A 10649-nucleotide genomic window follows, 5' to 3' on the forward strand; every position below is an offset into this window, starting at 1 on the left:
TCCATAGGACGAGCCTATGACTGAGCTGCACGGGAGGCGACAGACCGCCGGCCCGGCCTATCGACCACCGAGGCGCCATGAATCTGACAATCCGGCAGTTGGAGATCCTGGTCGCGATCGGCGAAACGCTGAATCTCACGGCCGCGGCCGAGCGCCTGGGCATCACGCAGCCCTCCGTCAGCGAGACGCTGAAGCGCATCGAGGCCGAGCTCGGCTATCGGCTGGTGCACCGGACGACGCGCGCGCTGACGCTGACCTATGAAGGGCGGCACGTCGTCGCCAGCGCGCGCGATGCCGTGCGCAGTCTGCACCAGACCTTCGAGGCGATCGCCAGCCGGAACGAAGGCGTGCACGGCCGGGTCTCGATCGCCGCACTTCCATCCGTGGTCTGCACGCTGCTACCCCCGGCGATCCGCGCCTTTCGCAGCAGCTTCCCCGGTATCGATGTCCAGATCCGCGACGCGCCCCAGGACCGGGCGACGGAGCTGCTGGAGGACGGTATCGTGGACCTCGCGATCGTCGGCCACCCGGCCTCGCTCGGCGCCTTCGCCTTCGATCCGGTGACGTCGGACCGCATGCACCTGGTCTGTCACCGCCAGCACAGCCTCGCCACGCGCGAGAGCGTGACCTGGGCGGACCTCGCCGGCCATGACTTCATCGCGATCTCGCCGGCTTCGTCGGTGCGCAGGCTCACCGATGCCGGGTTCGTCCACGGCAACCTGTCGATCGAGCCGAGATACGAAGTCGACCAGATCCCCTCTGCGGCAGCCCTCGCGGCGGCCGGCCTCGGCATCACCGCGCTGCCATCGATGACCTTTGCGATGTTCCGGAGCACGGACCTGGCCATGGTGCCGATCACGGCGCCCAGCATCGAGCGCCGGATCGGCTTGCTCTGGGTCAAATCCCGGCCGCTCTCGCTCAGCGCGACCCGGCTGGCGGACGCGATCCGGACGCATGGCGGCGCCTGACCCAACGGCGCGTCGACGAGCCCCCTCGCCGTCTCAAGGTGCAACCGCTCTTCGCCGAAGGGCTGGATCATCGGACCGGAAATCGTGTCCGGTCCGATGATCTAGCTGTGGAGCGTCAACAGGTTGTCCTCGTCGAGAGCGAGTCTGCTGATGGGTGTCTTGGCCTGGATTCCGCCGTGGGGGCGATGCCAGTTCTGGGGATGCGTTCCAGCCGCGGGCTCTGCAGAAGCTCGCGGCCGGAACCGTGCACTTTGTGCAACGCCTCAATGCAGCGAGCGGAATGTCGCGCGCAGATCGTCCGTCAGGGCTTGCGGCTGCTCCCAGGCCGCGAAATGCGTGCCCGTGTCGTGGCGCCTGTAGAAGACCAGGTTCGGATAGGCCTTGCGCGTCCAGCTTTCCGGCGCCTGGTAGATCTCGTCGTGGAATGCGCTGACGCCGGTCGGCAGCGGCACCCCCTTGGGCGCGAAGAACGCGAGCTTGCTTTCCCGGTACAGCCGCGCCGATGAGACCGCCGTGTTCGTCAGCCAGTACAGCGTGATGTTGTCGACGATATCGTCCCGGGTCAGGCCCTCCTTCGCGCCATCGAAGACGCGCGCGATGAGGTTGTAGCTGCGGATGTCGTGGTCGATGATCCAGGCCGCCAGCCCCACCGGCGAATCCGCCAGCGCGTAGAGCGTCTGCGGCCGGCCCGCCATTTCCTGCGCGTAGCCGAGCCCGTTCGCATAGAAATCGACGAGCTGGTCCCAGGCATGCTTTTCCTCGGCATCCAGGCCCGCGGGCTCGGGGCCGTTGGGAAGCAGCGGGGCGATCTCGGCGGGAACGGTCGCCGGCATGTTGGTGTGGATCCCGGCCAGCCCTGCCGGGCGCTGCAGCGCCATCTGCTCGGTGACGGCATTGCCCCAATCGCCGCCTTGCGCGACATAGCGCTCATAGCCGAGCCGCTGCATCAGCACCGCCCAGGCGCGTGCGACATGCTGCGGATCCCAGCCATTGACGGCCGGCTTGCCGGAAAAGCCGTAGCCCGGCAGCGACGGGATCACGACATCGAAGGCATCGGCTGCAGCGCCGCCAAAAGCGGTCGGATCGGTGAGCGGGTCGATGATCTTCAGCTGCTCGATGATCGACCCGGGCCAACCATGCGTGACGATCACCGGCAGCGCGTTCGGGTGTTTCGACTTCACCTGGATGAAGTGAATATCCACCCCGTCGATCGTCGTGACGAAGTTCGGGTAGCTGTTGATCCGTGCTTCGACGTCTCGCCAGTCATGCTGGTCCGCCCAATACGCGGCGAGCTTCTCGATGCTCGAGAGGCTGACGCCCTGGGTCGGGTCGTTCTCGCGCTCGGGCCATTTCGTCGCCTTGATGCGGCGCTTCAGCTCGGCGAGTTCTTCGTCGGTCGCGTGGTAGCGGAATGGCCGGATCGAACTGTCGCCGCTCGCCTTCGGGTCTGCGGCCGCGCTCTCCTGCGGCGAGCGCGAGGGAGACGGCGCTGCGGTCGCGCTCACGGCGGGAAGCATCGCGCCGATCGTTCCCACGACGGTTGATGCGATGAAGCTCCTGCGGCCGATCAACGGGTGCGGACCAGGCATGGCGGTTCTCCTCAGGGGTTAAGGCGGAGACGTGGACGGTCTGTGCGATGATCTGGCGTGCCGCATCGACATAGTCGCGCCCCGCATCGGTGAGCTGGACATTCCGACTGGTCCGGACGAGCAGGCGCGTACCGAGATGGCGCTCGAGCTCCGCGACTTTCCGGCTGACGCTCGGCAGCGGCGCGTTCAGCTTGCGGCTTCCCGCAGACAGGCTGCCGGCATCGACGACCGCCAGAAAAACCTGCATCGCATCGAAGCGGTCCATCAGGCCCCACACTCCTTTGCGCCGGCGGCAGAGACGTTGTCCGCGCCCCCGGTCCGAAGCTTCGCACCGGCCTCGGCCAGCCCGATCGATGGGCCGGCTTCAGTCTAACGCGCGGTCGGCCTTGCTGCCATGGGTGACGCACCAGTCCCGGTCGCGCCCAGGCGGAGATCTGTCATTGGCTTTGCCCAGGGTGCTCCTGAGCCGGTACATGAGCGCATGGAAAACCGCTTCACACTCCTTGGGCTCAACTCATTCCGGCAGGAGATCAAGAAGAGCCGCTTCATTGCGACCGCCGCTCCCGTTGCGGATGAGGCGGCAGCCAAGGAGTTCATCGCTGCCCATTCCGACCCGGCGGCCAATCACAATTGCTGGGCCTGGCGTTGCGGGCAAGGCTATCGCTTCAACGATGACGGAGAACCGAGCGGCACCGCAGGAAAGCCGATACTCGCGGCCATTGACGGGCAAGCGCTGGACGGCATCGCGGTTGTCGTCACGCGCTGGTTCGGCGGGGTCCTGCTCGGCAGCGGCGGCTTGATCCGCGCCTATGGCGGCACGGCCGCCCTCTGCTTGCGCGCGGCCGAGACGGTGGCGCTGGTCGAGGCGGCATCAGCGACGATCACCTGTGCGTTCGGCGACCTGGCGCGCGTCCAGGCGCGGTTCGGCGAGCGACCAGRCGTGCAGGTGCGCGATCAGGCCTTCACGGATACCGGCGCCGTGCTGTCGGTGTCGGTTCCAAAGCTGGAGGCCGATCTGGTCTCCCAACTGGTCAGGGACATCACCAGCGGACGCGCGGCGATCAGATGGGACGACTAGGTTCTCGATCTCCGGGCGGACGCTCGCCCGGCGACATCGCGCTGGCATGGAGATGGCGACAGAGCGCCTTGTCTGCTGGTCTTAGTTGCGCCAAGACCCGATGTCAGAAGCGCCCGATGGCACCGGCTGCACGGATTGGGGGCTGACCACAGGTGGCGAACGGATCTGACCGGCGCGAGCCGCTTGTCGACGCGCTGGCGACGGACGCGCATGAGCTGGATTTTCGCCCCTCCTCCGAGGATCGGGAGGGCGAGACTATGGCGCGCGGGCCGGCCTCTCAGGTCAGCGCTGATGCGTCCAGCCAGCCCGGAAAGGCCCGGCGCGCGGGCGGCGACTCGGTCCTGAGAAAGCTGGCCTATGCCGGGCTCGGGCTCTGCCTGGGCGGCGTCATCCTCTTGGGCGGCGGCGTCGCCTATTACGCCGCGCAGCTGCCTCCGCTCAGCCAGCTCACGGTGCCGAAACGGCCCCCGAACATCGCCATCCTGGCGAGCGACGGCTCGCCCCTCGCCAATCGCGGCGAGACGGGCGGCCGCGAGGTCTCGCTGGGGGAGCTGCCGCCCTCCCTGCCCAAGGCTTTCGTCGCCATCGAGGACCGGCGCTTCTACGACCATTGGGGCATCGACCTGACGGGCCTTCTCCGCGCAGCCTACCGCAACCTGGCCCATGACGGAGGACTCCAGGGCGGCTCGACGCTGACCCAGCAGCTCGCCAAGAACCTGTTCCTGACCCAGGAGCGCACGGTCTCGCGCAAGATCCAGGAAGCGATCCTGTCGCTCTGGCTGGAGCGCAGCTACAGCAAGGACCAGATTCTCGAACTCTATCTCAACCGGGTCTACTTCGGCGCCGGTGCCTATGGTGTCGAGGCCGCGGCGCAACGCTATTTCGGCAAGTCGGCCCGCAACCTGTCGCTGTCGGAAGCCGCCCTGCTGGCCGGCCTCGTCCAGTCCCCCTCGCGCCTGGCCCCCAGCCGCAACCGCGAGGCCGCACAGGCCCGCGCCGAACGCGTCATCGCGGCGATGAAGGAGCTCGGCTTCATCACGCCCGACATGGCCGGGACGGCTCTTGGCGCACCGGCCGAGATCGTGCGTCCCAAAGCGGCCGGCTCCGCCAATTATGCCGCCGATTACGTGATGGAAGCGCTCGACGACACCGTCGGCGCCATCGATTCCGACATCGTGGTCTCGACCACCCTCGAGTCAGCCCTGCAGGCGGCGGCCGAGCGGGTGCTCGTGGACGAACTCGACGCCAAGGGCCAGAAATTCAATGTCAGCCAGGGCGCCTTCGTGGCGATGCGGCCGGACGGGGCCGTGACTGCGCTCGTGGGTGGCCGCAACTACGAGACGAGCCAGTTCAACCGGGCAACCTCCGCCCGCCGCCAGCCGGGCTCGTCCTTCAAGCCCTTCGTCTATCTGACGGCGCTCGAGCGGGGGCTTCGGCCCGACACCGTGCGCACGGATTCGCCGGTCAACATCAACGGCTGGAAGCCCGAGAACTATGACCGCGGCTATCGCGGGCCGATCACCCTGCGCAATGCTCTGGCCCTCTCCCTCAACACGGTGGCGGTGAAACTCACCATGGAGGTCGGTCCTCAGTCCGTCGTGCAAACGGCACAGCGCCTCGGCATCGCCTCGCCGCTCCAGGCCGACCCCACGATCGCGCTCGGAACCTCCGAAGTCACGCCGCTCGAGCTCGTCGGCGCCTATGCCAGCTTCGCCAACGGGGGCTTCGGGGTCGTGCCCTACGTGATCACCGAGGTGAAGGCTGCGGATGGAAAGTCGATCTTCAGCCGCCCGGCGCCGGGCGATGCGGGCCGGATCATCGATCCAGGCACCGATGCGATGATGAACGCGATGCTGCACAACGTCTTTGTCATCGGCACGGCCCAAAGGGCGCGGATGCCCGGCTGGCCCATGGCCGGCAAGAGCGGCACCACCAACGACTACAAGGACGCCTGGTTCGTGGGCTTCACCGGCAATCTGGTTGCCGGCGTCTGGCTCGGCAACGACGACAGCACACCCACCAAGGGCGTATCCGGCGGCAACCTCCCGACCGATATCTGGCACAATTTCATGAAGATCGCCCTCAAGGACCAGAAGCCGGTCGGCCTGGCGGGCGTGGCCGGCGCCGGACAGGATCCGCGCTACGCCAATGAAAGCGGCAAGGGCCAACCCCGGCAGCGCACCAAGCGCCAGAAGAATTTCTTCGAGAGGTTGTTCGGGCTCTGAGGTCCAGTCGTTCGGCCCAGAGCTGAGCCCGTTGTTGTCACGGGGCCGCTCCGAGGCTGCGCCAGGAGCAGACTCTGGCTGGTGGCCTGGAAGCAGAGATTGCCAATCGTCTCGCCTGACTTCCGTTCGCGACCCATCTGGGACTGCGGGGAGGTCCGCTTCCTGTCGGGCCGATTGACCCGAAAGGAGGGGCCGAGATTGGACCGTCCGCTTGCCGGCGGATCTCCCGAAAAGCGGGATGATCTTCGGAGCGGCTGTTGCCAGTTGTGTTACTTCGTCGGCTGAGAGCGCGCGGTGAGCTTGTTTCCGTCCGGATCGCGAAGGTAGGCGACGAAGGCTCCGTTCGGGCGTTCGCTGGGTGGGCTCTCGATCGCCGTCCCACCATGCGTGGTGCCGGCCTTGTGCCACGCGAGGACATGGTCACGGCTCGCAGCGGCGATACCGACAGTCCCACCGTTGGCCGCGGTCGCTGGATTGCCGTCGATCGGCTTCGTGATCATCAGCCGACCGCCCTTGTGGGCATAGATCAGCCTGCCTCTGGCATCTATCTCGCCAGGCTCGCCTCCTAACGCGGCGAATGTGGCGTCGTAGAAATCTCTAGCCCGCTCCAGGTCGTTGCTGCCGATCATGACGTGAGTGAACATACCTCTATCTCCAAAGAGGGCCTGTGCGAGATAGTCGAGCGCGGTCCGCAAGCGACCCCCCAGAATGCCGTCGCGGCACAGGCGATCGCGGGGCTTAGGAGGCTCGGTGAGCGAGCGCGAGCTCGCGGCCATGGCTCCACCATTCGTCGGCCGGGCCATGGCCCTCCGTTCGTCAGAACATGTGGATAGGTGGCTTGGCGTCGTCTGGCAGGAGCGCCTTATAGGGCGTCCGGACCAGACGCTCCTCGAAGTCGGCCTTGGCCTTTTCCAGCAATCCCGGTTCGACGAGCACGTCCGCGGCTACGCCCGCCATGACCTTCGCAACGTGAACCATGCCCTTGTGCGCTAGCGGCGATTGACCATGGGCCGTCAACTGCCAGGAATGCCCCGGCGTGCCGATCGTATACGTCGCGCCCCGCGCCTGTACCGTCGGCACGGCCCAGGAGACATCACCGACATCGGTCGAGCCCATCATACGCGGCCCCGGCACCTCCTTGGGTGCGATCGCGTTGCACAGGGGAAAATCCGTCACCGGCAATCCCGAGCGGCGAAATGCGCTTTCGATATGCGCGGGCGTCACGCTCTTCTGCATGCGCCTGGCGAAGGCGACGTCGTCTGCATCGAACGGAGGCGGGCCAAGCCGATCGAAATTGCGCTGCATGGCATCCTCCAGGGGGGTGTTCGCCAGCAAGCTGCTCATCGCGCTGACGATTTCGCTGGTGACCGTGGTCTCCGTCATCAGTGCCGCTCCTTCGGCGATTTTCCGGACCCGGGCGAGGAGTTCATGGACCTGGGAGACCATCGTCGCCCGCACGACATATCGGAGCTTGGCCTTGGCCTGGACAACGTTCGGCGCGATGCCGCCTGCTTCGAGATACGCGTAGTGGATGCGCGCATCGCTCGGCATGTGCTCGCGCATGTAGTTGACGCCGACATTCATCAACTCGGCGGCGTCGAGCGCTGAACGGCCGAGATGCGGAGAAGCGGCGGCATGGCTGGCGCGCCCGGAAAACTCGAAGTCGATCGTCGTGTTGGCCAGGGATATGGCTGCCGTCACCGCTGCAAAATCCGCGGGATGCCAGGAAATCGCGATGTCGACGTCCTTGAAGGCGCCCTCCTTGACCATGAACGCCTTGCCTGCCCCACCTTCTTCCGCCGGGCAGCCATAGTAGCGGACGCGGCCCTTGAGCCCACGCTCCGCGAGGAAATCCTTGACCGCCGCGGCCGCCAGCATGGCGCCGGCCCCCAGCAGGTTATGGCCGCAGCCATGGCCGGCCGGCTGGTTCGGAAGCGGTTGATGCTCGGACATGCCGGGGGCTTGCGAGAGCTCAGGCAGCGCGTCGTACTCGCCGAGGATGGCGATCACCGGGCCGTCCTCTCCCGCCTCGCCCATGACGGCGGTCGGCAATCCGGCGATGCTCGTCTCCACGCGAAATCCCTCGCGCCGAAGCTGCTCGGCGTGGGCCGCAGCCGACTTGACCTCGCGGTAGTTGAGTTCGGGCATTTCAAAGACGCGGTCGCTCAACTCGATGTAGTCCGCCTGCTTTGAATCGACGATCGTCCAAATCTTATCGGTATTCTGCACAGCCTTCTCCCGAGATTGCATTCGCGCCATAGAGGCTGCCGAAGGCCGCCGTCATCCGCAATCGCCGGATATCGACAGCCCCAGCCTTCGAGAGGCTACTACAAGGCGAACGGCAGAATGGCCGAATTTTACTCAGAAGAATCGGCAATTGTTGCAGACTGATCGACGTTTGCTTGTGCGCTCCGAAATTCGCGATGCTTGCCTTTGTCCGTTCCCGCTTTCGGCGCTTCTCTTCAGCCGGCGAGCCAGATGGCCCGGAATGTCAGGTTGTTGAGAGGCGCAAACGGCCCAGTGCCTGCCGCAGGCTGCGGATCGTCTCCAAACCCTTACGCCCCCCTCGGGGATAATCCTGTCGGGCGCAGAGACCGCCGGTGCTTGCCGGACGCAAGTGCAGGAGCCAATCATTTTCCGATCTCGCTTCTGATGCTAGGCACGCAAACATGCTCCGGTCGATCCAACAGCTTCGGGACAGCTCCGCGGTGGGCGCGCTGCTTGCCGATGGCGAAGAGCAATTGACGCTGATGGGCGGCGGCTCCGATTACCGCATGCCGTGGCATTGGCACGACTGCCTGATGATCTTCCTGCCGCATATCGGAGCGGTCGATTTCCGCGACGAGACCAGGCAATCCGGCGCCTGGCTGAGCGAGGACCGTTTCGCGGTGGTTCCACAGGGTCTCGCGCACCAGACCTCGGCAGCCCGACCGATCCATCGCCATGTGGCGATCTATGCCGCAGATGGACAACTGGCGAAGATCGAGGCCGGCATCGGCTCATTGCATCGTGTGCGCAGCAAGCTCGGACGAACAGGCTTTTTCGCGATGACGTCCGAGATCCGGTCGCTTCGCGGGCTATGCCAGAGTGGACACGCCGACGACCGAGTTGCGCAGGTCACGCGCAGCCACCTCGCTGCGGCATTGCTGATCCATTGCCTCGCGCAGATCGAGCGAAGCGATGAACTGTCCGGGGCGCGCCCGGAGGGGCATGGCGAAACGCTCGTTGCGGAGATCAGGTCGTTCATCGGCCAGAACGCCAGCAAGGACCTGCCGCTCGACCTCATCGCCGACAGGTTCGGCTTGTCCAGACGCCATGCAACCCGCTTGTTCCGCGACAAGACAGGCTTCTCGATTGCCGCCTTCCAGGACCATGTGCGGATCAGGCAGGCGCAGGAGCTGTTGGTCGCGACGACGCTTCCGATTGGCGAGATCGCCTGGCGCGTCGGCTTCGAATCCGGCTCCGCCCTCGCGCGGGCGATGAAGCGCCTGACCGGCCTGACGCCGACGACCGCGCGGCGGGACTTGGCCCGATCCGACAAATCTTGAGGCCCGCTCGGTCGCGCAAGGGGCCGCCCCGCCCCTTATCCTGGTGGGATGCTTCAAGAGCCAGGCGAGGACATGCGATGCAGGGCGCTCAACCAAATGGCTTCGTCATCCGTTCGGATCTGACGAGGACGATGCCGATCGGCTTCGGGACTGCCGCCGTCGGCGCCGTCGCGCCGTCCATGACGCGATCGGGGCTGCAACGATGAACGACATCAGGCTTGTCAACGTCTTCACCCATAGGGGAAGCGGCGGGAATCCTTGCCCGATCGCGATCGATGCGTCGGGATGGCCGGACGAAAGAATGCAGGCGGAGGCCCAGCGCTTCGGCCACGAATCCGGCTTCGTCCTGCCGGGGTCCAGTGCCGATTTCGATTATGCCTTCCGCTTCTGGGTGCCGCGCCACGAGATGGAAATGTGCGGGCACGCCACGATCGGCGCGCTGTGGTGCCTGGCCATGGCTGGGAAGCTCGGTGCCGATCAGCTGCGCATCGAGACGCGCAGCGGGCCGGTGACCGGCTATGTCGATCTGACGGATCCCGATGACCCGTCGGTCGAGATCAGCCAGCCCGCCGGCAAGGTCGTCGACCTCACTGCGGCCGAGGAAGAGGAGGTTCTGTCGACCCTCAACCTCTCGCGCCGTGATCTCCTCGACCTTCCCATCCAGAATGCGGTGACGTCGCGCATCAAGACGCTCATTCCGATGAAGAGCACCGCGCTTCTGAATGGCCTCTCGTCGAACATGCGGCGGACGGAAGAGTGCTGCGGGCGCATCGGCTCCACGGGCCTGTATCCCTACGCGATCGACGATCGCGGCGCGCAGCGTTTCGAGGCGAGGCAATTCCCGAAATCCTCAGGCTATCCCGAGGATGCAGCAACCGGCATCGCGGCTGCGGCCCTGGCCTTCGGCTTGCTCAGGAACGGGCTGGTGGGTCGCGACAGCCAGCGCATCACCATTCTCCAGGGAAGGGCCATGGGTTCCCTGTCCGAGATCGGCGTGCGCCTGGGATTTGCCGATGACAGGCCGGTCGGCTGTCTTCTTGGAGGCTCCGTCAAGCCAGCGGAACCGCACGAATGGCATCAGGGCAGCGAGCGCTTTGCCGTCTAGGGGTTTCGCGCTGACGCTTCTCCTGGTCGAGCCCCCTATCGCGCCTGATCGCGGCCTTGCCGTGGCTCGACTGCGGCGATAGAGGCGTCGCGCGAGGGGCCGGGCTGGTCGCGGCTGAGCTCGACCAGCCCTGCCC

8 protein-coding genes and 2 pseudogenes are annotated in these 10649 nt (G+C 66.1%); 5 read left to right on the plus strand and 5 right to left on the minus strand.

The features are described 5' to 3' along the window. Positions 1-77 precede the first annotated feature (77 nt). Entirely contained in the window at positions 78-968 is an 891-nt protein-coding gene (locus tag AC1D34_RS08450; protein WP_441493559.1) for a LysR substrate-binding domain-containing protein, read from the plus strand. 101 nt (positions 969-1069) lie between these two features. On the opposite strand, the pseudogene AC1D34_RS08455 reads toward AC1D34_RS08450, so the two are convergent. From AC1D34_RS08455 to AC1D34_RS08465, 3 genes and pseudogenes are all read right to left on the minus strand, one after another. Next, positions 1070-1171, minus strand: a pseudogene (locus AC1D34_RS08455) (IS481 family transposase); the annotation flags it as partial. Positions 1172-1231: 60 nt separating this feature from the next. Next, positions 1232-2557 (minus strand): epoxide hydrolase family protein, encoded by a 1326-nt coding sequence (locus tag AC1D34_RS08460; RefSeq protein WP_476823999.1) that lies wholly within the window; start codon positions 2555-2557, stop codon positions 1232-1234. A 43-nt stretch (positions 2558-2600) separates the two neighbouring features. Next, a pseudogene (locus AC1D34_RS08465) lies at positions 2601-2822 on the minus strand (LysR family transcriptional regulator); the annotation flags it as partial. Positions 2823-3038: 216 nt separating this feature from the next. Here AC1D34_RS08465 and AC1D34_RS08470 point away from each other — a divergent pair. Beyond that, positions 3039-3635 (plus strand): IMPACT family protein, encoded by a 597-nt coding sequence (locus tag AC1D34_RS08470; RefSeq protein WP_476824000.1) that lies wholly within the window; start codon positions 3039-3041, stop codon positions 3633-3635. Positions 3636-3787: 152 nt separating this feature from the next. Continuing rightward, positions 3788-5860 carry a transglycosylase domain-containing protein gene (locus AC1D34_RS08475; RefSeq protein WP_476824001.1) on the plus strand — a complete coding sequence of 691 codons (2073 nt, stop codon included), beginning with the start codon at positions 3788-3790 and terminating at the stop codon, positions 5858-5860. A gap of 269 nt (positions 5861-6129) precedes the next feature. Here AC1D34_RS08475 and AC1D34_RS08480 read toward each other — a convergent pair whose 3' ends face one another. Both AC1D34_RS08480 and AC1D34_RS08485 read right to left on the minus strand, forming a co-directional pair. Beyond that, positions 6130-6504: a VOC family protein gene (locus AC1D34_RS08480; RefSeq protein WP_476824002.1), complete on the minus strand. Its 375-nt coding sequence runs from the start codon at positions 6502-6504 to the stop codon at positions 6130-6132. A 172-nt stretch (positions 6505-6676) separates the two neighbouring features. Continuing rightward, positions 6677-8089 carry a M20 family metallopeptidase gene (locus AC1D34_RS08485; RefSeq protein WP_476824003.1) on the minus strand — a complete coding sequence of 471 codons (1413 nt, stop codon included), beginning with the start codon at positions 8087-8089 and terminating at the stop codon, positions 6677-6679. 440 nt (positions 8090-8529) lie between these two features. Between AC1D34_RS08485 and AC1D34_RS08490 the strand changes: the two genes are divergently transcribed. Further along, positions 8530-9408: a helix-turn-helix domain-containing protein gene (locus AC1D34_RS08490; RefSeq protein WP_476824004.1), complete on the plus strand. Its 879-nt coding sequence runs from the start codon at positions 8530-8532 to the stop codon at positions 9406-9408. 202 nt (positions 9409-9610) lie between these two features. Next, complete coding sequence (locus tag AC1D34_RS08495; protein WP_441493830.1) at positions 9611-10513, plus strand: PhzF family phenazine biosynthesis protein; 903 nt, start codon at positions 9611-9613, stop codon at positions 10511-10513. Positions 10514-10649: the final 136 nt, after the last annotated feature.

This window comes from Allobosea sp. P1_A7, from assembly GCF_056406775.1.

Excerpts from the sequence above, each read along its gene's own strand:
- AC1D34_RS08460 (WP_476823999.1), bottom strand. The coding sequence starts at position 2,557 with ATGCCTGGTCCGCACCCGTTGATCGGCCGCAGGAGCTTCATCGCATCA.
- AC1D34_RS08450 (WP_441493559.1), top strand. The coding sequence starts at position 78 with ATGAATCTGACAATCCGGCAGTTGGAGATCCTGGTCGCGATCGGCGAA.
- AC1D34_RS08480 (WP_476824002.1), bottom strand. The coding sequence starts at position 6,504 with ATGTTCACTCACGTCATGATCGGCAGCAACGACCTGGAGCGGGCTAGA.
- AC1D34_RS08490 (WP_476824004.1), top strand. The coding sequence starts at position 8,530 with ATGCTCCGGTCGATCCAACAGCTTCGGGACAGCTCCGCGGTGGGCGCG.
- AC1D34_RS08495 (WP_441493830.1), top strand. The coding sequence starts at position 9,611 with ATGAACGACATCAGGCTTGTCAACGTCTTCACCCATAGGGGAAGCGGC.